This window comes from Streptomyces sp. NPDC041129 (genome assembly GCF_055592265.1).
The window spans coordinates 643,375-668,840 of record NZ_JBVIYV010000002.1 but is presented as its reverse complement, the minus strand read 5'-3'; the positions used below and the strand labels follow the sequence as shown (position 1 = coordinate 668,840).

Sequence of the window (25,466 nt, the reverse complement as noted above, 5' to 3'; positions counted from 1 at the left end):
CTCCCTCCGCTTGCGGGTAGTACGGCCTCAGCCTAGATCCACCCGGGTTTCGGACGGGGGACGTGAGCATGTCCGGCGTGCGGCGCCCGGTGGCGTCCGCTACGCGGAGAGCCAGGACCGCAGCCGCTCCTCGCCCGCGAGGATCTTGGCCACTTCTACCCGCTCGTCCCGCTTGTGTGCCAGATGCGGGTTACCGGGACCGTAGTTGACCGCAGGCACGCCGAGGGCGGAGAAGCGGGAGACGTCCGTCCAGCCGAATTTGGGCTGCGGGGTGCCGCCCACGGCCTCGATGAAGGCCGCGGCCGCCGGGTGGGAGAGGCCGGGCAGCGCGCCGGGGCTGTGGTCGTCGATCACGAACTCCTCCACCCCGCAGTCCGCGAAGACCTCGCGGACGTGCGCGATCGCCTCCTCCTCGGTGCGGTCGGGGGCGTAGCGGAAGTTGACCGTCACCACGCACTCGTCGGGGATGACGTTGCCCGCCACTCCCCCGGAGATCCCCACCGCGTTCAGGCCCTCGCGGTACTCCAGGCCGTCGATGACCGGCCACCGGGCCTCGTAGGAGGCGAGCCGGGCCAGGATCGGGGCGGCCGCGTGGATGGCGTTGGAGCCCATCCAGCCGCGCGCCGAGTGCGCCCGCTCGCCCCGGGTCTTGAGCAGCACCCGCAGCGTGCCCTGGCAGCCGCCCTCGACCTGGGCGTCGGAGGGCTCCAGCAGCACCGCGAAGTCACCGCGCAGCCAGTCCGGGTGGGCCTCGGCGACATGCCGGAGGCCGTTGAGCTCGGCGGCGACCTCCTCGTTGTCGTAGAAGACGAAGGTCAGGTCGCGGTTGGGGGCGGGGACCGTCGCCGCGATGCGGAGCTGCACCGCCACGCCCGACTTCATGTCGCAGGTGCCGCAGCCCCACAGCACGCCGTCCTCGTCCAGCCGGGACGGCACGTTGCCGGCGATCGGGACGGTGTCGATGTGGCCGGCCAGCACGACCCGCTCGGCGCGGCCCAGGTCGGTGCGGGCGATCACGTTGTTGCCGTGGCGGTCGACCGTCAGGTGCGGCAGGGCGCGCAGGGCGGTCTCGATCGCGTCCGCGAGGGGCTTCTCGGTGCCGCTCTCGGAGGGGAAGTCCACGAGCCGGGCGGTGAGCTCGGCGGCGTCCAGCGTGAGATCAAGCGAGGTGTCGGCCATGGCTCAGACCCTAGGCCATGGCGTCGTGGCGGCTCCGCGCCGCGCTGCCCGGACCCGCCGCCCGGGGCGGGAGGCCCTCCAGTACCTTGTACGCGTGCCAGAGCCGTCCCCCACCCGTCCCAAGCGTCGCGGCCGCCTCCTGCGTTTCGGGGCGGCGCTGTTGGTCCTGTGCGGTGTCGCCGCCTACCTCGTGGTGCAGTACGTCACCGGCGGCCCGGGCGCGCGCGGCTGCAAGGTGGTCGCCGCGGGCGGGGACGGGGCGTCCTACGAGTTCACGCCCGAGCAGGCGGTGAACGCGGCGACGATCACCGCCGTGGGCACCGGACGGAACATGCCCGAGCGGGCCATAACGATCGCGCTGGCGACCGCTCTCCAGGAGTCGGGGCTGCGCAACCTCGAGCACGGGGACCGGGACTCCCTCGGCCTGTTCCAGCAGCGGCCCTCGCAGGGCTGGGGCACCGAACGGCAGATCATGGACCCGGCCTACGCGGCGGGCATCTTCTACGCCCACCTGGCCAAGGTGCCGGACTACGCCGGCCTGCCGCTGACGGTGGCGGCCCAGCGGGTGCAGCGCAGCGGCTACCCGGAGGCGTACGCCAAGCACGAGCCGGACGCCGAGCTGCTGGCGGCCGCGCTGACCGGCCGCGCGGCGGCCACGCTGACCTGCGCCGGGCGCCCGGAGCGCACCGCGACGGCGACGGGCCCGGACGCGGTACGGGAGGCGCTGGTACGGGACTTCGGGCGGGACGCGCTGCGGGAGACGAACGCCGTCGTGGGCGGTACTCCGGTGCCCTCGCCCTCGCCGTCGCCGAGCGTGACCGCGACCGCGCACGGGCGGACGGTGACCGTACCGGTGTCCGAGGGCGCGCGCAGGGACGCGGGCGCGACGGGCGAGCGAGAGCGTGAACGGGGCTGGCAGCTGGCGCACTGGGCGGTGGCCAACTCCTCGGCGCTGCACATCCAGCGGGTGTTCTACGCGGACCGGGAGTGGACGGCGAGGGACGGCGGCGGCAGCTGGCACCGGGTCGGCGCGGACGGCGCCGGGGGTGCGGAGAAGGCCGCCGGGTCGGTCCGGATCGTGGCCGGACAGTAGTACGGCGACTCACCCGCCCGGGTTGCGCGGCTGCGAAGCGGGCGCGTTTCCCGCCGGGGGCGGACGGCGCTTCGACGGCCCTTGGGAATCAAGGGCCGTAAGGATTCTGCACCACCCCCGACGAAGCCCCTTTGCCCGTTTTTATCCACAAACGATAATGCGATGCGTTACCCATTCTTTACCTTCGGCGTCCGCAACCTTCGTCGGCCTCGAGCGGTAAGCACGGCGTCCGGGCCCGGCCCGGGCACACCACCGTTCCTCCCGTCGAATGGAGCACCATGTCCCTCCCCCTGACCCGCCGGATCGCCCGTGCCGCGCTGCTCGTCGCAGCGGGAGCGGCCGCCGGGGTCGGTGCGGCCGGCTCTGCCGGCGCGGCCACGAACCAGCCGGCGGCCACCCCGGAGTTGGGCGGCCTGACCGCGCTGGACAGCGCGGCGAGCGTCGGCAGCACCCTCGACGGTGCGACGCAGCACGTCACCGGTGTCGCCGGCAACACGGGCGGCAAGACGGTCAAGAAGGCGGCCCCGTCCGTGGCCAGGACCGGCGCCGGTGCCGTGAAGAAGGCGGCACCCGCGGCGAAGAACGCGGCCGGGAACGCGGCCCGCACGGCCGGCGGTGTCATCGGGCGCACCGCGACCGGCGCGGCGGGCGGGCTGTCCACGGGCTCGCTCACCGAGGGCGGGCTGCCGACGTCGTCCCTGCCGGCCGCTCAGCTCCCGCTCGGCGGCTGAGTTCCGCCGTCACCGGCGGACGGCCGACGGGGTCCGGGGAAGCTCCCCGGACCCCGTTCGCATGTCCGGAGCCGCCGCGTTCGTGTGTCCGACCGCTACGCGGCCAGGCGCTCCACCGCCGCGCGTACCCGCTCGTCCGTCGCGGTCAGGGCCACGCGTACGAACCGGTCGCCGGCCTCGCCGTAGAAGTCGCCCGGCGCGACCAGGATGCCCAGGCCGGCCAGGTGGGCGACGGTGTCCCAGCAGGACTCGTCGCGGGTGGCCCACAGGTAGAGGCTGGCCTCGCTGTGCTCGATGCGGAAGCCGTGGCCGAGCAGGGCCTCGCGCAGCAGCGCGCGGCGGGCGGCGTAGCGCTCGCGCTGGACGCGGACGTGCTCGTCGTCGCCCAGGGCCGCCACCACCGCGGCCTGCGTCGGCGCCGAGGTCATCATGCCGCCGTGCTTGCGGATCTCCAGCAGCGGGCCCAGGACGGCCGGGTCGCCCGCCAGGAAGGCGGCGCGGTAGCCGGCCAGGTTGGACCGCTTGGAGAGCGAGTGGACGGCCACGATGCCTTCGTAGGAGCCGCCGTTGACGTCCGGGTGCAGGACCGAGACCGGGTCGGCCTCCCAGCCCAGTTCGAGGTAGCACTCGTCGGACACGAGGAGCACGCCTTGGGCGCGGGCCCAGGCGACGATCGCCGTCAGCTCGTCCTTGGACAGGACCTTGCCGGTCGGGTTCGACGGGGAGTTGAGCCACAGGAGCCTGAGGTTCGCCGGGTCCAGGTCGCGCGGGTCGTCGTAGACCTCGTATTCGGCGCGGGCCAGGCGGGCGCCGACCTCGTACGTCGGGTAGGCCAGGCGCGGGTACGCGACCCTGTCGCCGGGGCCGAGGCCGAGCTGGGTGGGGAGCCAGGCCACCAGTTCCTTGGAGCCGACGATCGGCAGGACGTGCCGGTGGGTGACGTCCCGTGCGCCCAGCCGGCGCTCGAGCCAGCCGGTGATCGCGTCGCGCAGCGCCGGGGTGCCCCAGACCGTCGGGTAGCCCGGCGAGTCGGCCGCGTCGACCAGCGCCTTCTGGATCAGTTCGGGGACCGGGTCGACCGGGGTGCCGACGGACAGGTCGACGATGCCGCCGGGGTGGGCCGCGGCCGTCTTCTTGTACGGCTCCAGCTTGTCCCAGGGGAAGGTCGGAAGCCGGTCGGAGACTGCGGACACGGGTGCTGGCTCACTTTCTGCTTCGGCGAACGCCACGGTCCCGTACGGCGCGGATCGGTGCGATCGGCCGTACGGGACCGGGGCGGCGCGCTGCGGGCCGCTGGGCCGCCGCCCAGCGGGTCACTAGGCCTGCGGCGGCAGCGCGGCGATAAAGGGGTGGTCCCGCTCGATCAGGCCCAGCTTGCTGGCCCCGCCGGGGGAACCCAGCTCGTCGAAGAACTCGACGTTCGCCTTGTAGTAGTCCTTCCACTCCTCCGGAGTGTCGTCCTCGTAGAAGATCGCCTCGACCGGGCAGACCGGCTCACAGGCACCACAGTCGACGCATTCGTCCGGGTGGATGTACAAGGACCGCTGGCCCTCGTAGATGCAGTCGACCGGGCACTCCTCGATGCACGCCTTGTCCTTCACGTCGACACAAGGCTGCGCGATGACGTAGGTCACGCTGTCGTTCCTCCTCGATAGGGCGCTGGCGGGCCTCCGTAGGCTCCGCCGCCTGGCGCGCGGGAGCGCGGCGTCGTCGATGCCCGCCCCTAGTATCTCCGTTCTGGGGCAAGATCCGAACAGGAGGGGTGAACTGACCAGTGGAAATCTCGGCGCACGGACGCCTCGAGGTCCGTATCACCACTGCTGACGTGGGCAAACGTGTCTCCGTACGGCGGTTGAGCGAGCCCGGGGCGGGGCCGGAGAAGTTCACCGACACGGTCGGTGTTCTCACATCATGGGACGACGGCGTGCTCATGATCACATCGCGGGACGGGCGGAGTGTCCGGATCGCGGAGTCCGCGCTGGTCGCGGGCAAGGTGATCCCGGCCGCGCCGTCCCGCCGGCGGGGCCCCGCCGCCACCTATGCGGAGCTGGCCCGGGTCACCGCCCGGGCGTGGCGGCCGGTGGAGAGCGAGCGGCTGGGCGAGTGGGAGCTGCGCGCGGCCCAGGGGTTCACCCGGCGCGCCAACAGCGTGCTGCCGCTCGGTGATCCGGGGCTCGGTCTGGACGCCGCCCTGGAGGCCGTACGGCGCTGGTACGCCGAGCGGGGCCTGCCCGCCTACGTGCAGACCGCGACCGGCGCCGAGGGCACGCAGGAGCTGCTGTGCGCGGAGCTGGAGCGGCGCGGCTGGGTGCGCGAGGTGACCGCCGGGCTGTGGACCGGGGAGCTGGCGCCGGTCGCGGACGCCGCCGAGGGCGCCGGGGTGGTGCTGTCCCGGGAGATCGACGAGGCGTGGCTCGCCCGGTACCAGCGCAAGGGGGTGAGCGAGGTGGCCCTGCGAGTGCTCCGTGGTGGTCCGTCGGTGTGGTTCGCGACGGTGCCCGGTGCCGCCGGCGAGGCCCCGGCGGCGATCGGACGGTGCGTGGTGGACGGGCGCTGGGCCGGGTTCGCCGCCGTGGAGGTCGATCCCGCCCGCCGCCGGCAGGGTCTCGCCACCGAGGTGATGTCCGCGCTGGCCCGGCAGGCCCTGGACGAGGGCGCCTCGGCTGCCTGGCTGCAGGTGGAGAGCGACAACGAGGGGGCGCGGGGGCTGTACGCCCGTCTGGGCTTCGCTCCCCACCACGCATACCACCACTACCGCCGGCCGGACACCGGTGGCATCGGAGGGTCGTAGCGATCGCCGTGGGAGGGCATGACCCAGACATGCGGCACCCTCGCCTCCCGCCCCCGTACCCGCCCCCGCCGGAGCGGTCCGCGGAGCTGCGGCGGCGGTTCGGCGCCGAGGCCCGGTCCGAGCGGCCGGACCTGTCGGCGCTGTGCCTGCTGATCGGCGCGGAGGCGGACGGCTCGCTGGACGAGGACGGCATCGACGCGGCCCAGCTCGAGCTGGACGGGCTGGCCGGGCGGCTGCCGTACCGGCCGGGCGGGCCGCGGGCGTGGGCGGAGGCGGTGTGCCGGCTCCTGGGCGAGGGCGAAAAGTTCCGCGGCGTCCCCGCCGACTACCAGCGGCTGGAGTCCTCGCTGCTGCACGAGGTGCTGCGGCGGCGGCGCGGGCTGCCGATCCTGCTGTCGGTGGTGTGGCTGGAGGTCGCCCGGCGGGCGGGGGCACCGGTCTACGGGGTCGCGCTGCCGGGGCACTTCGTGGTCGGGTTCGGGGCGGCGCGGGAGCAGGTGCTGGCCGATCCGTTCGACGGCGGGCGGGTGCTGACCGGTACGGACGCCGAGCTGCTCGTGGCCGGGGCCACCGGGGCGCCGCTGCAGCCGTCGATGCTGGAGCCCGCGACACCGCTGGAGGTCGTGCAGCGCATCCTCAACAACGTCCGTGCGTGGGCCTCCGCCCGTCCCGAGCGGTCGGACGTCGCGCTGTGGGCCGTGGAGCTGAGCCTGCTGCTGCCCGCCCATCCGGCCCGGCTGCGCTACGAGCGCGGTCAACTGCTGGTGCAGCGGGGTGAGTTCGAGGACGGCGCCACGGAGCTGGACGCGTACGCGCATCTGATCGAGGTGGTCGACGAACCGGCCGCCGACCGGGTGCGCCGACAGGCCCGGACCGCCCGGGCGATGCTCAACTAGGAAGCGGGGCCCGGCCGGAACTCAGAGCCAGCCCTTCTCGCGGGCCATGCGGACCGCCTCCGCCCGGTTGCGGACCGCGAGTTTCTGGATGGCCGTGGAGAGGTAGTTGCGGACCGTGCCCTGGGACAGGTGCAGGGCCGCCGCCAGTTCCGCGTTGGTGGAGCCGTCGGCCGCCGCGCGCAGGATCTCGCGTTCGCGGTCGGTGAGGGGGTTGGCGCCCTCCGCCAGGGCGGCCGCTGCCAGGGTGGGGTCGATGACCCGTTCCCCGGCGAGCACCTTGCGCACCGCGGCGGCGAGTTGGGCGGCCGGTGCGTCCTTGACCAGGAAGGCGTCGGCGCCGGCCTCCATCGCGCTGCGCAGATAGCCGGGGCGGCCGAAGGTGGTGAGGACGACGAGTTTCACCTCGGGGAACTCCCGGCGCACCCGGGCCGCCGCCTCGATGCCGGTGCAGCCGGGCATCTCGATGTCGAGCAGCGCCACGTCCACGCCGTGCGCGCCGACGGCCGCCTGCACCTCGTCGCCGCGCGCCACCTGGGCGACGACCTCGATGTCGTCCTCGAGGCCGAGCAGGGCGGCCAGCGCCTCACGGACCATCGACTGGTCCTCGGCGAGGAGGACCTTGATCGGGCTGCTCATGCCCGGATCCTACGTGCCTTCAGGGCGTCAGCGGGACGCGGGCGACCAGCCGGAAGCCCTGCCTGGCGCGCCCGGCCTCCAGCATGCCGCCGGCCTTCTCCAGCCGCTCCGTCAGGCCGGTCAGACCGTTGCCGGCGGCGCCGCCTGAGCCGCCGGACCCGTCGTCCTCCACGGAGAGTTCGAGCATCGGGCCGTCCAGGGTCTGGCGGTGCAGGAGCTGGACGACGCAGCGGCGGGCGCCGCTGTGCCTGACCACGTTGGTGACCGCCTCGCGCAGCGCCCAGGCGAGCGCGGCCTCGCTGTCCTCCCCGGCGCCGGCGAGGTCCGGCTCGGCGGGCAGTTCGGCGCTCACCCCGGCCGCGGTCAGCGCGACCTGGGCACCGGCCAGCTCGGCGGACAGCCGGGGGCGACGGTACCCGGTGACGGCCTCCCGGACGTCCACCAGGGCCTGGCGGCTGACCTGTTCGATGTCGGCGACCTGCTGGGCCGCCTTGTCGGGGTGCCCGGGCAGCATCCGCCCGGCCAGCTCGCTCTTCAGCGTGATCAGGGAGAGCGAGTGGCCGAGGAGGTCGTGCAGGTCCCGGGCGAGCCGCAGCCGCTCCTCGTTGGCGGCGAGATGGGCGACGGTGGCCCGGGCCTCACGCAGCTCGACCGTGGTGCGGATGAGCTGGACGACGCCCGTCATCGCGAACCCGATGAGCACCACCACCAGCACCAGGTTCCACGCCGTCGCGACGTCCGTGGCGAGGCCGACCAGCATCATCACCACGCCGGTCGCCGGGACGGCCCAGTAGGCCGCCCTGAGCGGCAGGGCCGCCCCACAGGCGACGGAGACGTAGCAGAACAGGCCGAGCCAGGCGGCACCGAGCGTGAGGCAGAGCGTGACGGCCAGCAGGCAGAGGACGACGATGAGGCCGACGACCAGGGGGCGGCGCATCGGGTGCCCCATGTTGCGGAATACCAGCAGCAGGTAGACCCCGGCGAACACCGCCAGGCCCAGCCAGCCGGCCGCCGTCCCGGAAGGCGTGTGGTGGCCGGCGGCCAGGTCGTGGACCGGGGAGCTCATGAAGACCAGCCAGACGCCGATCCAGACGAGCTTGCGCAGCAGCTCCCGGCGGTTGCGGGGCGGCTGCCCCAGGCCCGTCGGCCGCTGCGGCCCGCGCGGTCGGTCCTCGGTCGTCATGGCGCTCACGCCTTCAGCGTGTCCTTCCGGTACAGCCAGGCCGCACCGCCCGCGAAAAGGACGAAGTAGACGGCCAGGACGGCGATGTCCGTCGTGTGCGGGGCCTGGCTCTGCTCGATCGCCCGCCCCAGTGCAGCGTACGCGTGGGTCGGGAGCCACTTGGCGATGTCCTGCAGGATCTGCGGGAAGGTGGTGGAGGGCATCCAGAGGCCGCCGAGGATCGACAGACCGAAGTAGACGATCATCGTGATCGGGCGGACCGCGTCTCCGGAGGCGACGTAGCCGATGGCGACGCCGAGCGCGGCGAAGACCAGGCTGCCCGCCCAGATGACCCCGGTGAGGGCAAGCCACTGCCAGGTGTCCAGGCGCACGTCCTTGAAGGCGGCGGCGACGACGAACACCACGATGATGGACGGCAGGCTCACCACGGCCGCGCTCGCGGTCTTGGCGAGGACGTAGCCGCGCCCGGGCAGCGGGGTCAGCCTCAGCTGCCGCACCCAGCCGCTCTCGCGCTCCTTGGCGATGCGCTCGCTGTTGCCCATGAGGACGGCGGTCAGGGCGCCGAAGGAGGCCATGGAGACCATCAGGTAGGTGGCGACGGTCAGGCCGGTCTCGTCGACCCGTTCGCCGGAGCCCGCGCTGCTGGAGAAGATCAGGTAGATGAACGAGGGATAGAGCACCGAGAAGAACAGGAACTTCTTGTTCCGCAGGGAGCGGGTCAGTTCCAGCTTGATGAGGGAGTTCATGACTGCTTGGCCTCCTCGGCCTCCGTGATGGCGACGAAGGCCTGCTCCAGGCCGAGCCCGGCGACCTCGAGGTTGCGGGGGTAGACACCGAGGCCGTACAGGCCGTGGACGGTGGCGTCGGCGTCGGAGGACTGGATGCGGACGGTCTGCCCTGAGACGTCGAACGAGGTGAGGAAGGGAAGGCCGCGCAGGGCCGCCTCGTCGATGCTCCCCTCCAGGTCGAAGGAGATCCGGCGGGCTCCGGCACGCGCCTTGATCTCGGCCGCGGTGCCGTCGGCGAGGAGCCGGCCCCGGTGCAGCACCAGGACCCGGTCGGCGATGGCGTCGGCCTCTTCCAGGTAGTGGGTGGCGAAGAGGACCGTACGGCCCTGGTCGGCCTGCTCGCGCATGGTGGCCCAGAAGGCCTGGCGGGCGGAGACGTCCATGCCGGTGGTGGGCTCGTCCAGGACGATCAGGTCGCTGTCGCCGGCGGTGGCGAGGGCGAAGCGGACACGCTGGCCCTGGCCGCCGGAGAGCTTGTTGACCTTGCGGTCGGCGATCTGCGTGATTCCCGCGCGGGCGAGGACGTCCGCGGCCTTGTACGGCTTGGGGTGCAGTGAGCAGGCGAGCTTCACCAGCTCGGCCACGGTGACCTCGTCCATCAGCCCGCCGCTCTGCAGCATGGCCCCGACCCGCCCGGCGACGATGGCCTCGCGCGGGCTGGTGCCGAACACGCCGACCGTGCCGCTGTCGGGGTGCTTGAGCCCGAGCAGGAGGTCGAGCGTGGTGGACTTGCCGGCGCCGTTCGGGCCGAGAAGGGCGACGGTCTCCCCCGGGTACAGCCGGAGCGAGAGGCCGTCGACGGCCCGCACGCTCCCGTACGTCTTGGTCACCTGGTCGAACCCGACCACCGGGGTGGTGGTGGCCGGTGCCGCTGTCGTTGTCATGCCCCCATGCTGGCCGGGCGGGGCGGGGTGCCGGCAGTGTCGGCGGTCCTCGTTGCCGGATGACAGATGTCATGCGGTTGCGGTGACATGACGGAAGGGGGCGTCCGGCCGGCGGACGCCCCCGGTTCCCGTCCGGCCCCGCTAGCTCGGGTTCGTGTCGATGACCGCGACCCGGTTCGTCGTGCTCGTCAGCGCCTGGCGCAGGGCGACGTACACGTCCTGGGGCGTGACCGCCGTCTTCTTGCCGTTGCCCCGGGTGATGAGCACGCCGTCGAAGGTCTGGCCGTACAGCTGCTTCAGGGCGTCCAGGTCCGGCTTGTCGGTCAGCTTGCCGTCGGGCGTGGCCGTGACCCTGAGGAACTTCCACAGCGACTTCTGCGGGCTCAGGGGGATCGAGTGCGCGGCGTCGGTCTGCACCGTCACGTTGGCCGACATCGCCGGCTCCGCGAACTCCTTCATCTCCCGGTCGACCTCGGCCTTGGACACCGTCGGCTGCTTGGTGGCGGTCGGTACGGTGACGGGGGTGGCGGTGCCGGTCTCCACCAGCGTGCGGTAGGCCTGTTCGACGGCCCGGGTCGAGCCCGCCGCGTCGATGGCCTTGCCCTCCTTGCCGTAGACGGCGACGGCCTTGCCGGCGCGGAACTCGACGCCGCCCTCGACCACGGAGCCGGAGCCACCGCCGGTCTGCTGGAGGGCTGCCTGCAGCTTCTCCTCGTCCACCGGCATGACCGGCTCGACCTCGCGCTTCTGCCCGAAGAGGGAGCCGATCACGGAGACCGGGTTGTAGTCGCTCTTGGCGGCGTTGCTCACCGTGGCCGCGAAGTCGAACTGCAGACCCGCGTTGTCGGGCTCGACGGTGACGGTCTTGCCGCCCACGGCCAGCTTCAGCGGCTTGTTCACACGGTCGCCGAAGGCGTCGTCGAGCTTCTTGACGGCCTCGTCGCGGGTGCCGCCGCCGATGTCGGTGCCGAGCACGGTGGTGCCCTTGGGCACGTCGGTGTGGTTCATCAGCAGCCCGGCGCCGTAGGCACCGGCCGCGACGACGACCACGCCCACGGCGAGCAGCACCAGCTTGCTGCGGCCCTTCTTCTTCGGCCGGGCCGCCGCCTTGGGCTGCGGGGCCGGGTCGGGCAGCCTGGGTGCCTGGTGCGGCACCGGTCCGTCGGTGGGGGTGCCGGGTCCGAACGGGGAGTTCCCGGCGGACGGGACCACCGGGATGCCGCTGGTGACGGTATGCCCGGAGACGTTGCCCGCGGCGCGGTATCCGGGCGTGCCCGGTTCGGGGGCCGGCTTCTGCGGGGTGAGGATCGCGGTGTCGTCGCTGAGGCCGCCGCCGGGGCCGGCGAGAGCCCCGGGAGCCAGCGGGCCGCCCTGGCGGCCCTGGCCGTTCGCACCGCCGGGCAGCGGGTGACTGCCGGTGTCCCCGGGCAGCGGGTGGCTGCCGGTGTCGCCGTAGCCGCCGAAGGACTCGCCCAGATCCCGGTCCAGGTCGCTGAGCGAGCTCCTGGGCGCGGCCGGCGGAATCCTCGGCCCGTCGCCGGTGACCGGTCCGCTCGTCGGGCCCGCGGGGCCCTTGGGGCCGCGGCCGCCCTGGCCGTTCGGTCCGTTGAAGCCGCTGGGGCCGCCCGGGCCGCCGAGTCCGCTGGTACCGGCGGGGCCACCGGGGCCGTCGAACCCGCTCGGTCCGCCCTCGGAGAAGAACGGGAGGTCGTCGCGGCTCGGCTCGTCGCCGCCGGAACGGGCGCCGCCGCGCGGGCCGGCGGCCAGCGCCTCGGTCACGTCGAAGGAGCCGGTGCCGCCGCCGTGACCCGGGGCCACGGGGCCGCCGGTGGCGCCGGGCAGGCCGGAGCCGTTGGTGCCGCCGGGGCGGGAGCCGCCCGGTGCGCCCATGGCGCCGACCACACCGCCGGGGCGGCCGCCGGTGGCACCCGGCCGCGGGGCCGGTGCGGACGGTGCGGCGGGGGCGGACGGTGCCGCGGCCGAACCGCCGGGCTGCCCGGCGCCGTTCGCGCCGCCGCCGCCCGGACCGCCCTTGGGCGCGGACGACTTGCGGGGCGCGAACCAGTCGCTGGTCTTCTCCTCGGCCTGCGGCGCGGGCTCGGCGGGCGTCTCGGCGGCCGCGGGCGCCGGGGCGGCCGGAGCCGGCCGCCGGTCGGACGCCGCGTCGTCCTTGCTGCCCTCGGCGTCGCCGACGGGCGTGCGGACCACGACCGGCGGGATGGGCCGCGACCCGGGAATGTTGATCCGGATCCGGGTCGTCAGCGTGGTCTCGGTCTTGCGTTCCTCCGGCTGCGCGGCCGAACGGCCCGCGTCCGCACCGGCTTCGGAGGCGACGGGGGTTCCGTACGGAGGCGTCCCGGAGGGGTATGCGGCACCGCCGCGCCCGTTGGGCCCGGAGGACGGAGTGTCAGTTTCACGACTCAAGGCAGGTTCTCCCGGTTGGCTCCACCGCCCGTTACGACCTCAGCGGGCAGTTCGGCGGCGCGCACCACCATACTGGCCACTTCTGGCGCGTATCCCATGACCGCTGAGGAAATACACACCGGACTCGCACGTGCGCCGTACGGCGAAGTGGTACGTCACTTGCCAAGTCGGGCAGCGTCGCCGCCGGGTTGCCGTCCCGGACCAAGGGTGGCGCAGATCACAGCCACCGCCATGCCGCCGAACAGGAAGAGGTAGGAGCCCAGTCCCGCGCTGAACAGGAAGTCGCCCTCCGGGCGGCTGGCGGTGAGCAGGATGACGGCGATGATCCAGCCTGCCACCGGCGCCACCGCCCCGCCCCGCCCGCGCAGCGCGTAGGCGCCGCCGAGGAACAGTCCGGCCGCGCCCGCGAGGGCGAGCAGCAGGCCCCCGGGGAACCAGGCGCCCTGGACCAGGGCGCCGGCGAGGCCGACGACCGCGCCGAGCAGGAACAGCCCGGCACAGGCGGCGGTCCGCCCGGCCGAGGGGCGCCGCAACGGCTGGGCCAGCGCGGACCCGCGTCCGGCGGTGCTCATGACGCCTCCTCGGGGTCGCCGGTGACACCGGCGAACAGGTCGGTCTCCCCGGGCCGGGCGGTACCGCGCACCAACTCGTAGTACTCGGTGGCGAACAGCGGCTGGGCCAGCTCGTTGGAGAGCGCGAAGTAGGGCTCGGCCACCTCGATCTGGGTGGCGTGGGCGCGCATAGCGGCGGCCTTGGCGGAGGCGTGGGCGGAGCCGTCGACGGCGGTGGTGATCCGCTCGTCGTCGACCACTCCGGGTACGTCGGCCAGGGAGGCGCCCTTGGCGAAGGGCAGCGCGGGCAGTTCGTCCTGGAGGCGGACGAAGGCGGCCTCGGCGACGGAGCGCGGCACGCGGTTCCAGTAGACCTTCTCGATCCGGTGCCCCTGTTCGGCCGCCAGTTCGACGGCGCGCATGGCGACGCGGTGGGCCTGGATGTGGTCCGGGTGGCCGTAGCCGCCGTTGTCGTCGTAGGTGACCAGGACCTGCGGGCGGATCTCCAGGATCACCTCCACGAGCGACCCGGCGGCGGTGTCCAGGTCGGCCCGCCAGAAGCAGCCGGGGTCCTCGTTGTCGGGGATGCCCATCATCCCGGAGTCGCCGTAGCGGCCCGCGCCGCCGAGCAGCCGGAAGTCCGTCACGCCCAGCTCGCGCAGGGCCGCGGCCAGCTCACCGCGGCGGTGCGCGCCCAGCGCGGCGCCGGTCAGATGCCGCAGCTCGGGCGGGATGACCTCGCCCCGCTCACCGAGGGTGCAGGTGACCAGGGTCACATGGGCGCCCTCGGCCGCGTACCGGGCCATGGTCGCGCCGTTGTTGATCGACTCGTCGTCCGGGTGCGCGTGCACCAGCAGCAGACGCCGGTCGGGCAGTTCCGTCATGGGACCACCCTACGAGGCGCCGCGCCTCGCCTTCGCCCCCGCCGCGTGGTCCCGCTTCGTGCCGTACGCGGTCGAGGGCTGCCCCGGACGCTGCCGCCGCCCGGTCCCGGGCGCCGTCAGAACTTGATGCTGCCGATCATGCTGGCGACGTTGGTCGTCAGCTCGCTGATCGTGGGGGCCACGGTGGAGGAGGCGAGGTAGAACCCGAGCAGCATGCAGACGACCGCATGACCGCCCTTCAGTCCCGACTTCTTGATCAGCAAGAAGACGACGATCGCCAGCAGCACCACCGCCGAAATCGAGAGTGCCACGGCGGCTCACCTCCAAAAATCCCAGGGACGCGGGGGGTTCGGACTATGGGGGTTGTGACCCGGTCGTATGCCGGGCGTCGATCCGTACGGCAAGTCCATGCGGACGCCAGCGGGTTCATACCCACTCAGCGGTAGTGATCATAACTATGCGTACTCGCGCATCGCTCGGCGCACGGCCGCACAAGGGGGCGCATGGCCAATATGGTCGGGGTATGACGACCGAGGCTCACTCCTTCCCCCGTCGGCACGCCCGCACCCAGCGGTTCACGCTCGGCGCGCCGCGTGCGTTCGCGGTGGCACCCGACGGTTCGCGTGTCGCGTTCCTGCGTTCCAACTCCGGTACCGACCGGGCCAACTCCCTCTGGGTCCTGGATCCGGCGGACGGCTCGGAACGCCTGGCGGCCGATCCGGCCGCCCTGCTGCAGGGCGCCTCCGAGGAGCTCCCGCCCGAGGAGCGGGCGCGCCGGGAGCGCAGCCGGGAGGGCGGGGCCGGCATCGTCGGCCACGCCACGGACGCCGCCGTGGAGTTGGCGGCTTTCGCCTTGTCAGGGCGGCTCTTCACGGCCGAGCTGCGGGCCGGTACGGCACGCGAACTCCGCGTGCCGGGACCGGTGATCGACCCGCGCCCGTCGCCGGACGGACGGCACATCGCGTACGTGGCGCGGGGCGCGCTGCGGGTGACGGGCGCCGAGGGCGAGGGCGACCGGGCGCTGGCGGTGCCGGAGGCCGAGCAGGTGACCTACGGGCTCGCGGAGTTCATCGCGGCCGAGGAGATGAGCCGCAGCCGGGGTTTCTGGTGGGCGCCGGGGTCGGACCGGCTGCTGGTGGCGCGGGTGGACGACACGCCGGTGCGGCGCTGGTGGATCGCCGACCCGGCCCACCCGGAGCGTGACCCGAACCACGTCGCGTACCCGGCCGCGGGGACTCCTAACGCGGAGGTACGGTTGTTCGTCCTCGGCCTCGACGGGGGGCGCACGGAGGTCACGTGGGACCGGGCGCGCTATCCGTACCTGGCGCGAGTGCACTGGTCAGAGGCGGGGGCGCCACTGATCCTGGTGCAGGCCAGGGACCAGCGCAGCCAGCTCTTCCTGGCGGTGGACCCGGACACCGGCTCGACCCGGATGGTGCATGCCGACGAAGATCCAACATGGCTGGAACTTTTCGCCGGAGTGCCCTGCTGGAGCCCGTCCGGGCAGCTTGTCCGGATCGCGGACGAGGGTGGCGCGCGGGTGCTCACGGTGGGCGAAAGGCCCCTGACGGGACCGCAGTTGCACATCCGTTCGGTTCTGGATGTGACGGCCGACGACGTGCTGGTCACGGCCTCGGCGGGCGAGGAGGCCGCGTCGCCGGAGATCGGCGAGATCCATGTCTACCGGGTGAACGAGCTCGGCGTGGAGCGCGTGTCGCAGGAGCCCGGTGTGCACTCGGCGGTGCGGGCCGGGGACGTGACGGTGCTGGTGTCCGCGACGCCGGACAGTCCGGGGACCCGTGTCCAGGTGCTGTGTGACGGAAAACGGACGGCCACTGTCACCTCGTACGCCGAAGATCCCGGTTTGTCCCCCCGCGTGACGCTCACCCAGGGGGGCGCACGCCGAATTCCGTGCGCCGTGCTTATGCCTACGGACTACCACGGTGACACTCCCCTCCCCGTGCTCATGGACCCCTACGGTGGCCCGCACGGCCAGCGGGTGGTCGCCGCGCACAACGCGTACCTGACCTCGCAGTGGTTCGCCGATCAGGGGTTCGCGGTGATCGTGGCCGACGGGCGGGGCACGCCGGGCCGCTCGCCGGCGTGGGAGAAGGAGATCCGGGACGACCTCGCGGCCGTCGTGCTCCAGGACCAGGTCGACGCGCTGCACGCCCTCGCCCAGGACTTCCCGCTCGACCTCGGCCGGGTGGCCGTCCGGGGCTGGTCCTTCGGCGGCTATCTGGCCGCGCTGGCGGTACTGCGCCGCCCGGACGTCTTCCACGCCGCGGTGGTGGGCGCGCCCGTCACCGATCTGCGGCTGTACGACACCCACTACCAGGAGCGCTACCTCGGCCTGCCGGACGAGCAGCCGGAGGTGTACCGCCGCAACTCGCTGATCGACGACGCGGGACTGGTCGACGCGGCCGAGCCGCACCGGCCGATGATGGTCATCCACGGTCTGGCGGACGACAACGTGGTCGTCGCCCACTCCCTGCGCCTGTCCTCCGCCCTGCTGGCGGCGGGCCGCCCGCACGAGGTCCTGCCGCTGTCCGGGGTGACCCACATGACCCCGCAGGAGACCGTCGCGGAGAACCTGCTGCGCCTGCAGCTCGACTTCCTCCGCCGCTCGCTGCCCCAGCCCGGCAAATCTGCGTGAACTGCGTTAACGAGCAGGCAACTTCACGGAAGCGGTGCCGATATACGGGCGCGCGAGGCTGAACAGCGTACGGCCGTGCGGGTGCCGTAAGCGGGCCGGGATGCTCCATGTCATCCCGGCCCGCTGCCGTTGCCCGCGGGCTCTCCCGCCTCCTCCGCCCGGCCGGGGCCGGAGGGCCGCGCGGGCAGCGTCTCGGCGAAGTGGCAGGCCGAGTCATGGGCCGTCGGCCCCGGTGCTTCGCGGAAGACGGCCGGGACCGCCAGCGCCGGGACCTCCCGGGCGCACCGCTCCCGGGCCTTCCAGCAGCGGGTGCGGAAGCGGCAGCCGGAGGGGATGTCCGTGGGCGAGGGCACGTCACCGGACAGGATGATCCGCTCGCGTTCCTCCCTGGCCTCCGGGTCGGGCACCGGGACCGCCGAGAGCAGCGCCTGGGTGTACGGGTGGGTCGGATGGTCGTAGATCTCGGTGTCCGTGCCGGTCTCCACGATGCGCCCCAGGTACATCACCCCGACCCGGTCCGAGATGTGCCGGACGATCGACAGGTCGTGCGCGATGAACACGTAGGAGAGGTCGAACTCCGACTGGAGGCGGTCCATGAGGTTGATCACCTGCGCCTGCACGGAGACGTCGAGGGCGGAGACCGGTTCGTCGGCGACGATCACCTCCGGGCGCAGCGCCAGGCCCCGCGCGATGCCGATGCGCTGGCGCTGCCCGCCGGAGAACTGGTGCGGGTAGCGGTTGATGTGCTCCGGGTTGAGGCCCACGACGTCCAGCAGTTCCCGGACCCGGCGCCGGCGGTCGCCCTTGGGGGCCGCCTCCGGGTGGATCTCGTACGGCTCCCCGATGATGTCCCCCACCGTCATACGGGGGTTGAGCGAGGTGTAGGGGTCCTGGAAGACCATCTGGATGTTGCGGCGGACGGCCTTCAGGGCCCGGCCCGACAGCCCGGTGATGTCCTCGCCCTTGAACCGGATCGTGCCCGCCGTCGGCCGTTCCAGGTTGCACAGCATCTTCGCGACCGTCGACTTGCCGCAGCCCGACTCCCCCACGATGCCCAGGGTCTCGCCCCGGCCCAGGTGGAAGTCGACGCCGTCGACCGCCTTCACCGCGCCGATCTGTCTCCGGAAGACGATGCCCCGCGTCAGGGGGTAGTGCTTGACGAGGCCGCCGACCTCCAGGACGGGCTCAGTGGTCGCGGTCATCCAGGCACTCCCTCCAGAAGTGGCAGGCGCTGCCGCGCTCCTCGGCGACCGGGTGGAGCGGGGGTACGTCGGTGCGGCAGACGTCGCGGGCCATCGGGCAGCGGGGGTGGAAGGCGCAGCCGGGCGGGATGTGCGTCAGGCTCGGCGGCAGGCCCTTGATGGCGTACAGCTCCCGGCCCTTCTGGTCCAGGCGCGGGATGGAGTCCAGCAGCCCGCGGGTGTAGGGGTGCGCGGGCGCCTTGTAGATGTCGTGCACGGGGGCCGACTCCACGATCCGCCCCGCGTACATCACCGCGATGCGGTCGGCGACGTCCGCGACGACCCCGAGGTCATGGGTGATGAGGATCAGGCCCATCCGGTACTCGCGCCGCAGCTCGGCCAGCAGCTCCATGACCTGGGCCTGCACGGTGACGTCCAGGGCGGTGGTGGGCTCGTCGGCGATGATGAGCGCCGGCTCCAGGGCCAGCGCCATGGCGATCATGATGCGCTGGCGCATGCCGCCGGAGAACTGGTGCGGGTAGTCCCGCACCCGCTGCGCGGCGGCGGGGATGCGCACCCGGTCCATCAGCTCGACCGCCCTGGCCCGGGCGTCCTTCCTCGACATGCCCCGGTGCACCACGAACATCTCGCCGAGCTGGTCGCCCACGCAGAGGACGGGGTTGAGGGCGGACAACGCGTCCTGGAAGATCATCGCCATCCCGGAGCCCCGGACACCGCGCCGCTCCTCCTCCTTCAGCCGCAGCAGGTCCTGGCCCCGGAAGAGGATCTCCCCGCCCGTGATCCGGCCCGGGGGCATGTCGAGGATGCCCATCACGGCCTGCGCGGTCACCGACTTCCCCGAGCCGGACTCGCCGAGCACCGCCAGGGTCTCTCCCGCGTCGACGGCGTACGACACCCCGTTGACGGCCCTGGCGACCCCGTCCCGGGTACGGAACTCCACGTGCAGGTCGCGCACTTCGAGCAGCATGCCGTCCGTCACCTCAGCTTCGGGTCGAGGGCGTCGCGCACCGCGTCGCCGAGCATGATGAAGGCGAGGACCGTGACGGCGAGGGCGCCCGCGGGCCACAGCAGCGCTTGCGGGGCGTTGCGGACGTAGGGCGAGGCGGCGGAGATGTCGATGCCCCAGGAGACGCTGGGCGGCTTGAGGCCGACGCCGAGGTAGGACAGGGTCGCCTCGAGCGCGATGTACGTGCCGAGCGCGATGGTCGCGACGACGATCACCGGGGCGACGGCGTTCGGGGCGATGTGCCGCAGCAGGATCCGGGAGTGGGAGGCGCCGAGGGCGCGGGCCGCCTGGACGTAGTCGTTCTGCTGGACGGTGATGACCGAGCCGCGCGCGATCCGGGAGATCTGCGGCCAGCCCAGCAGCACCATGAACCCGATGACCGGCCAGACCGTGTTGCTGGTGACCACGGACAGCAGGACGAGACCGCCGAGGACGACCGGGATGGCGAAGAAGATGTCGGTGCCCCGGGAGAGCACCGAGTCCCACACACCGCCGAAGAATCCGGCCAGGGCGCCCAGCACCGACCCGAGCAGCGCGACCCCGAGCGTGGCGCAGACGCCGACCGTGACGGACGTACGGGCGCCGTAGACGGTCCGGGTGTAGACGTTGCAGCCCTGGCCGTCGTACCCGAAGGGGGCGCCGGGTGCGGGGCCGTCCTGGGCCTTGGCCAGGTCGCAGCTCAGGGGGCTGCCGGGGGCGATCGCCGAGGGCCACAGGGAGATGAAGACCAGGAAGAGGATGACGAGGGCGGAGACCAGGAAGACTGGGTTGCGGCGCAGGTCCCGCCAGGCGTCGGACCACAGCGAACGCGGCCTGCCGGTGTCCGGCGTGCCGCCGGGGCCGCCCGGGGGCCGTTCGAGCGTCGTCGCCTCGCTGGCCGCGAGGTCCATGGCGCCCCCCATGCCGGTGCCCGCGATCGCGCCGTCGTGCTCCCGTCGCTGTTCAGGCATAGCGGATCCTCGGGTCGAGTACGGCGTACAGGAGGTCCACCAGCAGGTTGGCGACCAGGAAGACCAGCACGAGCACGGTCACGAAGCCGACGACCGTCTGGGTGTTCTGCCGCAGGATGCCCTGGTAGAGCTGGTAGCCGACGCCGTGGATGTTGAAGATCCGCTCGGTGACGATGGCGCCGCCCATCAGCGCGCCGACGTCGGTGCCGATGAAGGTGACCACGGGGATGAGGGAGTTGCGCAGCAGGTGCCGGGTGATCACCCGGTGCCGGGGCAGGCCCTTGGCGACGGCCGTGCGCACGTAGTCGGCCCGCTTGTTCTCGGCGATGGAGGTGCGGGTCAGCCGGGTGACGTAGGCGAGCGAGACGGAGGCCAGGACCAGGCCGGGCACGATCAGCTCGTCGAAGGTCGCGGCCGGGGAGACGGAGGGTTTGATCCAGCCCCACTCGACGCCCAGCAGCAACTGGAGCAGCAGACCGGTGACGAAGGTGGGCACGGCGATGACCACGAGGGTGGCGACGAGCACCGAGGTGTCGACCGGCCGGCCGCGCCGCAGCCCCGTGACCACGCCCAGGGCGATGCCGACGACGATCTCGAAGAGGATCGCGACGATCGTCAGCCGGATGGTGACCGGGAACGCCGTCGCCATCAGCTCGGTGACCGGCTGGCCGTTGAACGCCGTTCCGAAGTCCCCGGTGAAGATGTTCGCCATGTAGGTCAGGTATTGCTGCCAGAGGGGCTTGTCGAGGCCGAACTCCTTCTTGAGCTGGGCCGCCGTCGCCGGGTCGCAGCTCCGCTCGCCGCACAGGCCGGCGATCGGGTCGCCCATGACGTTCACCATCAGGAAGATCAGCAGCGTGGCCCCGATGAACACCGGGATCATCTGCAGCAGCCGCCTCGCGACATAGCGCCCCACGACGGCTCAGCCGACCTTGATCTCGTTGTAGACCGGGACGCTGAAGGGGTTGAGCGCGACGTGGGACAGGCGCGCGGAGTAGCCGGCGCTGCCGTTCTGGTACCACAGGGGGATGGCGGCCATGTTGTCCCGCACCACGCCCTCGGCCTGCTGGAAGAGCGTGACCGAACGGGCGGTGTCGCTCTCGGCGTTGGCCCGGTCGACGAGACGGTCGAACTGCTTGTTCGACCATGTGCCGTCGTTGGACGAGGCTCCCGTGTAGTACAGCGGCTGCAGGAAGTTCTGGATCAACGGGTAGTCCATCTGCCAGCCGGCCCGGAAGGGACCGGGCATCTTGTGCCGGGAGATCTGGTTGCGGAAGTCGGCGAAGGTGCCGATCGGGTTGCCGACGCAGGCCCGGTCGTCGCCGAGGGCGTTGTTGATGGAGTTGCACACGGCGTCCACCCACTGCTTGTGCGAGCCCGAGTCCGCGTTGTAGGTGATCTTCAGCTGCCCGCCGGGGATCCCGCCGCCCTCCTCGACCAGCTTCTTGGCGCCGTCGGGGTCGTACTCGCAGGCGTGACCGCACAGGCCGGACTGGTAGCCGCCCTTCGTGCCGAGGACCGGGGAGGTCCAGTCGGTGGCCGGGGTGCGGGTGCCGCGGAAGAGGGTCCGGGTGATCTGCGCGCGGTTGATCGCCATGGACAGGCCCGTGCGCACCTTCCGGGCTCCGTCGGTGTTCCACTTGGGGTCGTAGAACGGGAAGGCCAGGGTCTGCAGGATGCCGGCCGGGGTGTTGATGTAGCGGCCGTCGAGGTCGGTGCTGACGTTCTTGAGCTGGGTGGCGGGCACGTCGTCGACCAGGTCGAGGTTGCCGGCCAGCACGTCGGTGTACGCGGTGTTGTTGTCCGTGTAGACCAGCAGGCTGACGCCCTCGTTGCGGGCCCGGTCCCGGCCCGGATAGGCGTCCCATTTCTCCAGGGCCATGGCGGAGCCCTTGGTGTACGACCGGACCCGGTACGGCCCGTTGCCGACCGGCTTGCTCACCCAGGCCGCGTGGTCGGTGAAGAACGCCCTCGGGAGCGGGGCGAAGGCGACGTAGCCGAGGGTGTCTGGGAAGCTGGAGAACTTCTGGTTGAGCCTGACGGTGAAGGTCAGGGGGCCGGTGACCCGGAGCCCCGACAGGGTGTCCGCGGTCTGCTTGCCGCTGTCGGGGTGGACCTTGTCGTAGCCCTCGATGTAGCCGAAGAAGTAGGCGTTCTTCTGGTTGTTCCGCAGGCTCGCCCCGTAGTTCCACGCGTCCACGAAGGACCTCGCGGTCACCTTCTCGCCGTTGGAGAAGGTCCAGCCGTCCCGGACCCTGACCGTGAAGTTCGTGGAGTCCGTGGTCGCGATGCTCTCGGCGAGCATGTCCTTCGCCTGGCCGGTCCTCGGGTCGTACCGCTTCAGGCCCCGGAAGATCATGTCGAGCACCTTGCCGCCCTGCACCTCGTTGGTGTTGGCCGGCTCCAGCGGGTTCTGCGGGTCGCCCCAGGAGGAGCTCAGCACCCCGGCGCCGCCCGCGCCGCCGGCGCCGCCCCCGCAGGCCGTCGCGGCGAGGGCCAGCAGCACCGCGCCCGCGGCCCGTCGGGAGTGCCCGGCTCCGCGCATCGCACCTCCTCCTGATACGCAATCAGACATATCACATGAAAAGGCATATAAAACTCAGGCCTCGTGGCGGATTCCTCGATCCCCTTACTGATCGACGGATCAGCAGGCAGACTCACGGCATGGTCGATCGCGTATTCGCCGACATGGAACTCGCCTCGCTGTACGACAAGTTGAACGGATGGGGCCCGGACGACGACTTCTACCTGGGGCTCGTCATGGAGGCGGAGTCGGTCCTGGACGTCGGCTGCGGGACCGGCCGGCTGCTGCGCGCCGCCCGGGAGGCGGGCCACCGGGGCCGGCTCACCGGACTGGATCCGGCCGCCGCCATGCTCGTACAGGCGCGGCGGGCGCAGCCGACGGCCGAATGGGTGCTCGGGGACCTCACGACGCACCACTGGGAAGGGGCGTTCGACCTGGTCGTGATGACCGGTCACGCCTTCCAGGAACTGCTCGGCGACGAGGACGTGCGCGGTTGTCTGCGCGGAGTCCGGCGGGCGCTCGGCGAGGGCGGCCGCTTCGTTTTCGAGACGCGGAATCCGGCGGCCCGCGCCTGGGAGCGCTGGACGCCGGAGAAGGTGTACGAGATCCCCGACGGCGACGGCGGTGTGGTGAAGGTATGGCACGACGCCGAGCCGGCCCCCGTCGGGGACCGGCTCGGATTCACGGAGACCTATGCGGGCGCTCGGTGGGAGCAGCCACTGGTGTGCCGCAGCACCCTGCGGTTCCTCGGCACCGACGCCCTGGACGGCTTCCTCGGCGAGGCCGGTCTGACCGCCGCCGAGCGCTACGGGGACTGGCGGCGGAGGCCACTGACCCCCGCCGCCCCCGAGATCATCACCGTCGCCCGGACGGCGGCTTCCTAGGCCTCCGGGGTGTCGCTCTCCTCCAGCGCCAGCAGCGCCGGGTCCATGACGATGTCCTCGTCACGGGCCTCGGTCGTCGGCTCCTCCGGGAAGTGGCAGGCCGTCAGGTGGCCGTTACGGTTGCCGGAGAGCTGCACCAGCGGCGGCTCCTCCGTCGCGCACTTGTCCTGCGCCTTCCAGCACCGGGTGCGGAAGCGGCAGCCGGACGGCGGGTGGATCGGCGAGGGGACGTCGCCGGAGAGCCGGATGCGCTCCCGGTCAGCGGTCTCCGTGTCGACGCCGACCTCCGGCACGGCCGACAGCAGGGCGTGCGTGTAGGGGTGACGCGGCCGGTTGTAGATCGACTCACGGTCACCGACCTCGACGATCTTGCCGAGGTACATCACCGCGACGCGCTGCGAGAAGTGCCGCACCACGGCGAGGTCGTGGGCGATGAACAGGAAGGCGATGCCCAGTTCCCGCTGGACCTCCTGGAGCAGGTTCACCACCTGCGCCTGGATGGAGACGTCCAGCGCGGAGACCGGCTCGTCCGCCACGATCAGCTTCGGGTTCAGGGCCAGCGCGCGGGCGACGCCGATGCGCTGACGCTGACCGCCGGAGAACTCGTGCGGGAAGCGGTTGTAGTGCTCCGGGTTCAGACCGACGAGCTCCAGCAGCTCCCGGACCTTCTTCTCCCGGCCGCCCTCCGGCTCGATCCCGTTGACCTCCATCGGCGACTTGATGATCGAGCCGACGGTCTGCCGCGGGTTCAGCGAGGAGTACGGGTCCTGGAAGATCATCTGGATCTCGGACCGCACGGGCGCGATCTGCCGGCGCGAGGCGTGGGTGATGTCCTGCCCCGCGTAGGTGATCGAGCCGGCGGTCGGCTCCAGCAGCCGGGTGATGAGCCGGCCGGTGGTCGACTTGCCGCAGCCGGACTCGCCGACCAGGCCGACGCTCTCGCCGACGCCGACCGTGAGGTCGATGCCGTCGACGGCCTGGACCGCGCCGACCCGCCGCTTGATCGGGAAGCCGCCGTAGATCGGGAAGTGCTTCGTGAGGCCCTTGACCTCGAGAAGCGCCTCCGCCGGGGTGCCGGAGGTGCCCTGCGGTGCCGGGAGGGTGAGGTTGTCGCTCATGTCTCAGTTCTCCCTAGCGCAGCCGGGGCTGGATCTTGTCGATGAAGATGGTCTGCTTCTGCTCGGCCGTGAGGTGGCACGCGGCCGCGCGACCATCGGCGAGCGGCGGCCGCACCTCCGAGCAGAGGTTGCCCTGCACCTCTTCCTTGAACGCGCAGCGCGGGTGGAAGCGGCACCCGGCGGGCGGGTTGAGCAGCGAGGGCGGGCTGCCGGGGATCGGCGTCAGGTGCTGGTCGAGGTCGCTGTCCAGGCGCGGCATCGAGCTGAGCAGGCCCCAGGTGTAGGGGTGCTTCGGCTCGTGCAGCACCTCGCGGACGCTGCCGCGCTCCACGGCCCGGCCCGCGTACATCACCAGCAGGTCGTCCGCCATGTGGGAGATGACGCCGAGGTCGTGGGTGATGAAGATGATCGCGGAGCCGAACTCCTGCTGGAGGTCCTTGAGCAGGTCAAGGATCTGCGCCTGCACCGTCACGTCCAGCGCGGTGGTCGGCTCGTCGGCGATCAGCAGCTCGGGGTCGCACATCAGCGCCATGGCGATCATCGCGCGCTGGCGCATACCGCCGGAGAACTGGTGCGGGTAGTCGTCGAAGCGGACCTTGGGCTGCGGGATGCCGACCTTCTCCAGCATCTGGATGGCCCGGTCCTTGGCCTCCTTCCTGGAGGCGCCGCGGTGCTTCATGAACGGCTCGGACAGCTGGCGGCCCACCGTGTAGAACGGCGACAGCGCGGTCAGCGGGTCCTGGAAGATCATCGCCATCTTGTTGCCGCGGAGCCGCTCGAGCTCCCGCTCGCCGGCGGTGACGAGCTCCTTGCCGTCAAGGACGATCTCGCCGTCGACGGTGGAGGTCCGCGGGTTGTGCAGGCCCAGGATCGTCAGGTTGGTGACGGACTTGCCGGAGCCGGACTCGCCGACGATGCCCAGGGTCTTGCCGCGCTCGACGTCGAAGGAGAGGCCGTCGACCGCCTTGACGATGCCGTCCTCGGTGGAGAACTGCACCTTCAGATCGCGCACCGAGAGGAAGCTCTCCGGACCGGTCGGGGCCGACGCGTCCTCGGTCTTGGTCAGTGTGGTCACGGTGGTTCGTT

Annotated in this window: 24 protein-coding genes; 6 read left to right on the top strand and 18 right to left on the bottom strand. The window is 72.3% G+C overall.

The annotated features are described in order from the left end of the window. Positions 1–99: 99 nt before the first annotated feature. Entirely contained in the window at positions 100–1,179 is a 1,080-nt protein-coding gene (dapE, locus tag ACZ6B1_RS11220; RefSeq protein WP_468776986.1) for a succinyl-diaminopimelate desuccinylase, read from the bottom strand. Positions 1,180–1,273: 94 nt separating this feature from the next. Between dapE and ACZ6B1_RS11215 the strand changes: the two genes are divergently transcribed. Both ACZ6B1_RS11215 and ACZ6B1_RS11210 read left to right on the top strand, forming a co-directional pair. Beyond that, positions 1,274–2,272: a VldE C-terminal domain-containing protein gene (locus tag ACZ6B1_RS11215; RefSeq protein ID WP_468776983.1), complete on the top strand. Its 999-nt coding sequence runs from the start codon at positions 1,274–1,276 to the stop codon at positions 2,270–2,272. 278 nt (positions 2,273–2,550) lie between these two features. After that, on the top strand, positions 2,551–3,003 hold the full coding sequence (locus ACZ6B1_RS11210; protein WP_468776981.1) for an ATP-binding protein: 453 nt from the start codon (positions 2,551–2,553) through the stop codon (positions 3,001–3,003). 95 nt (positions 3,004–3,098) lie between these two features. Here the strand turns inward: ACZ6B1_RS11210 and ACZ6B1_RS11205 are convergent, their stop codons facing one another. Together ACZ6B1_RS11205 and fdxA are read right to left on the bottom strand one after the other, a co-directional pair. Next, positions 3,099–4,196 carry a bifunctional succinyldiaminopimelate transaminase/glutamate-prephenate aminotransferase gene (locus ACZ6B1_RS11205; RefSeq protein ID WP_468776979.1) on the bottom strand — a complete coding sequence of 366 codons (1,098 nt, stop codon included), beginning with the start codon at positions 4,194–4,196 and terminating at the stop codon, positions 3,099–3,101. A 123-nt stretch (positions 4,197–4,319) separates the two neighbouring features. After that, a complete protein-coding gene (gene fdxA, locus ACZ6B1_RS11200) occupies positions 4,320–4,637 on the bottom strand; it encodes a ferredoxin (protein ID WP_004926152.1) in 318 nt (105 codons plus the stop codon). Positions 4,638–4,777: 140 nt separating this feature from the next. Between fdxA and ACZ6B1_RS11195 the strand changes: the two genes are divergently transcribed. Both ACZ6B1_RS11195 and ACZ6B1_RS11190 read left to right on the top strand, forming a co-directional pair. Continuing rightward, positions 4,778–5,794: a GNAT family N-acetyltransferase gene (locus ACZ6B1_RS11195; protein ID WP_468776977.1), complete on the top strand. Its 1,017-nt coding sequence runs from the start codon at positions 4,778–4,780 to the stop codon at positions 5,792–5,794. A gap of 29 nt (positions 5,795–5,823) precedes the next feature. Further along, positions 5,824–6,690 carry a transglutaminase family protein gene (locus ACZ6B1_RS11190; protein ID WP_468776975.1) on the top strand — a complete coding sequence of 289 codons (867 nt, stop codon included), beginning with the start codon at positions 5,824–5,826 and terminating at the stop codon, positions 6,688–6,690. 21 nt (positions 6,691–6,711) lie between these two features. Here the strand turns inward: ACZ6B1_RS11190 and ACZ6B1_RS11185 are convergent, their stop codons facing one another. The 8 genes from ACZ6B1_RS11185 to ACZ6B1_RS11150 all read right to left on the bottom strand — a co-directional run bounded on the left by ACZ6B1_RS11185 (position 6,712) and on the right by ACZ6B1_RS11150 (position 14,351). Next, positions 6,712–7,326 (bottom strand): response regulator transcription factor, encoded by a 615-nt coding sequence (locus ACZ6B1_RS11185; protein ID WP_468776973.1) that lies wholly within the window; start codon positions 7,324–7,326, stop codon positions 6,712–6,714. Positions 7,327–7,345: 19 nt separating this feature from the next. Continuing rightward, positions 7,346–8,509, bottom strand: coding sequence for a sensor histidine kinase (locus ACZ6B1_RS11180; RefSeq protein WP_468777488.1), 1,164 nt, complete (start codon positions 8,507–8,509; stop codon positions 7,346–7,348). Positions 8,510–8,514: 5 nt separating this feature from the next. Further along, the gene (locus tag ACZ6B1_RS11175) at positions 8,515–9,255 is read right to left on the bottom strand and encodes an ABC transporter permease (protein ID WP_468776971.1); all 741 of its coding nucleotides are present in this window, start codon (positions 9,253–9,255) and stop codon (positions 8,515–8,517) included. Beyond that, on the bottom strand, positions 9,252–10,181 hold the full coding sequence (locus tag ACZ6B1_RS11170) for an ABC transporter ATP-binding protein (RefSeq protein WP_468776969.1): 930 nt from the start codon (positions 10,179–10,181) through the stop codon (positions 9,252–9,254). The genes ACZ6B1_RS11175 and ACZ6B1_RS11170 overlap by 4 nt, the downstream gene beginning before the upstream one ends. Before the next feature lie 141 nt (positions 10,182–10,322). Further along, positions 10,323–12,605, bottom strand: a complete 2,283-nt coding sequence (locus ACZ6B1_RS11165; RefSeq protein WP_468776967.1) for a collagen-like domain-containing protein — start codon at positions 12,603–12,605, stop codon at positions 10,323–10,325. 155 nt (positions 12,606–12,760) lie between these two features. Further along, a complete protein-coding gene (locus ACZ6B1_RS11160) occupies positions 12,761–13,177 on the bottom strand; it encodes a DUF6113 family protein (RefSeq protein ID WP_468776965.1) in 417 nt (138 codons plus the stop codon). Then, positions 13,174–14,040, bottom strand: a complete 867-nt coding sequence (gene mshB, locus ACZ6B1_RS11155; protein WP_468776963.1) for an N-acetyl-1-D-myo-inositol-2-amino-2-deoxy-alpha-D-glucopyranoside deacetylase — start codon at positions 14,038–14,040, stop codon at positions 13,174–13,176. The genes ACZ6B1_RS11160 and mshB overlap by 4 nt, the downstream gene beginning before the upstream one ends. A 116-nt stretch (positions 14,041–14,156) precedes the next feature. Then, on the bottom strand, positions 14,157–14,351 hold the full coding sequence (locus tag ACZ6B1_RS11150) for a hypothetical protein (RefSeq protein ID WP_358927465.1): 195 nt from the start codon (positions 14,349–14,351) through the stop codon (positions 14,157–14,159). 212 nt (positions 14,352–14,563) lie between these two features. Here ACZ6B1_RS11150 and ACZ6B1_RS11145 point away from each other — a divergent pair, with 212 nt between their 5' ends. Further along, a complete protein-coding gene (locus tag ACZ6B1_RS11145; protein WP_468776962.1) occupies positions 14,564–16,696 on the top strand; it encodes a S9 family peptidase in 2,133 nt (710 codons plus the stop codon). 110 nt (positions 16,697–16,806) lie between these two features. Here ACZ6B1_RS11145 and ACZ6B1_RS11140 read toward each other — a convergent pair whose 3' ends face one another. The 5 genes from ACZ6B1_RS11140 to ACZ6B1_RS11120 are packed head-to-tail and all read right to left on the bottom strand — an operon-like array spanning position 16,807 to position 22,399. Next, entirely contained in the window at positions 16,807–17,898 is a 1,092-nt protein-coding gene (locus tag ACZ6B1_RS11140) for an ABC transporter ATP-binding protein (protein ID WP_468776961.1), read from the bottom strand. Continuing rightward, complete coding sequence (locus ACZ6B1_RS11135; RefSeq protein ID WP_468776959.1) at positions 17,882–18,865, bottom strand: ABC transporter ATP-binding protein; 984 nt, start codon at positions 18,863–18,865, stop codon at positions 17,882–17,884. Before ACZ6B1_RS11135 ends, ACZ6B1_RS11140 begins: the two co-directional genes overlap by 17 nt. Before the next feature lie 8 nt (positions 18,866–18,873). Next, positions 18,874–19,854 carry an ABC transporter permease gene (locus ACZ6B1_RS11130; RefSeq protein WP_468776956.1) on the bottom strand — a complete coding sequence of 327 codons (981 nt, stop codon included), beginning with the start codon at positions 19,852–19,854 and terminating at the stop codon, positions 18,874–18,876. Continuing rightward, positions 19,847–20,770, bottom strand: coding sequence for an ABC transporter permease (locus ACZ6B1_RS11125; protein ID WP_468776953.1), 924 nt, complete (start codon positions 20,768–20,770; stop codon positions 19,847–19,849). Before ACZ6B1_RS11125 ends, ACZ6B1_RS11130 begins: the two co-directional genes overlap by 8 nt. 6 nt (positions 20,771–20,776) lie before the next feature. Further along, positions 20,777–22,399, bottom strand: a complete 1,623-nt coding sequence (locus tag ACZ6B1_RS11120) for a peptide ABC transporter substrate-binding protein (RefSeq protein ID WP_468776951.1) — start codon at positions 22,397–22,399, stop codon at positions 20,777–20,779. Positions 22,400–22,518: 119 nt separating this feature from the next. Here ACZ6B1_RS11120 and ACZ6B1_RS11115 point away from each other — a divergent pair, with 119 nt between their 5' ends. Next, on the top strand, positions 22,519–23,262 hold the full coding sequence (locus ACZ6B1_RS11115; protein WP_468776948.1) for a class I SAM-dependent methyltransferase: 744 nt from the start codon (positions 22,519–22,521) through the stop codon (positions 23,260–23,262). Here the strand turns inward: ACZ6B1_RS11115 and ACZ6B1_RS11110 are convergent. Both ACZ6B1_RS11110 and ACZ6B1_RS11105 read right to left on the bottom strand, forming a co-directional pair. Next, positions 23,259–24,380 carry an ABC transporter ATP-binding protein gene (locus ACZ6B1_RS11110; RefSeq protein ID WP_468776946.1) on the bottom strand — a complete coding sequence of 374 codons (1,122 nt, stop codon included), beginning with the start codon at positions 24,378–24,380 and terminating at the stop codon, positions 23,259–23,261. The two genes, ACZ6B1_RS11115 and ACZ6B1_RS11110, sit on opposite strands and share 4 nt — an antisense overlap. A 13-nt stretch (positions 24,381–24,393) precedes the next feature. Further along, positions 24,394–25,455: an ABC transporter ATP-binding protein gene (locus tag ACZ6B1_RS11105; protein ID WP_468776944.1), complete on the bottom strand. Its 1,062-nt coding sequence runs from the start codon at positions 25,453–25,455 to the stop codon at positions 24,394–24,396. Between the last annotated feature and the right edge of the window lie 11 nt (positions 25,456–25,466).